The 701-nt window shown below is 49.4% G+C and carries 1 pseudogene; it reads right to left on the bottom strand.

Annotated elements, in window-relative coordinates:
• Positions 1-48: 48 nt before the first annotated feature.
• A pseudogene (locus CLOSYM_RS24370) lies at positions 49-701 on the bottom strand (phage portal protein); the annotation flags it as partial.

The raw sequence follows: 701 nt of genomic DNA, 5'->3' as shown, positions 1-701 counted from the left end.
TAAAAGCTTTTTCGATTTTTGAAAGCAGCTCCGGTGTTATGTCTTCCACTACTTCACCTCCCCTAAATAATCAATCCCTGTCAGGCTCCGCAGGTTATCAGGGCCGAAATAACCTGGGACAGCCTGGTTGATTTTAGTCACACCATCACCAATGCTGGTTAGCATCGCTGCATCTGGTTCAAATACCGGTTCCCAGGCAGCGCGGGTAAGATATAACTGTTTCCGCTGGTATGGATAATCATCCCGGATGCATGCGGCTAAATATCCGACGTTTAAAAATCCGCTGCCAAAGGTACGCTGTGCTTTCCTGGCTGCCAATCTTAGGTTTTCATGGCTGGCCTTAATAGCTTCTGCGCTGCTGGGGTTATCTGTTACAAAACCCAAATCGTCTAACGTTAAACCTGTTTCCCCCGAAAACAGCGAAGCAAACATCCGGAGCTGTTCTGTATGCGGCGACATGCTCTGCTGGGTAAACTGCCCCAATTTCGGACTGTCCCCGTCTTCATCTTTCGTAAACTGAAGCATGGCTGACATGGTGGCCCGCCATTTTTCCATCTGTTCCGCCTCGTTTGACAATCCCACCACATATTTTTGCGGAAAGGAGTAAAATTCTGCCGCAATCTCTGAGCGCTTAATTGTCCGAAGCGCACTCCCCATAATCTCCATGCAGGCCCGGCTTATCCGTGAATGTCCGAACGGCC

This window comes from [Clostridium] symbiosum ATCC 14940 (assembly GCF_000466485.1).
GTDB lineage: Bacteria > Bacillota > Clostridia > Lachnospirales > Lachnospiraceae > Otoolea > Otoolea symbiosa.
This window is presented reverse-complemented; position numbering and strand designations above follow the sequence as displayed.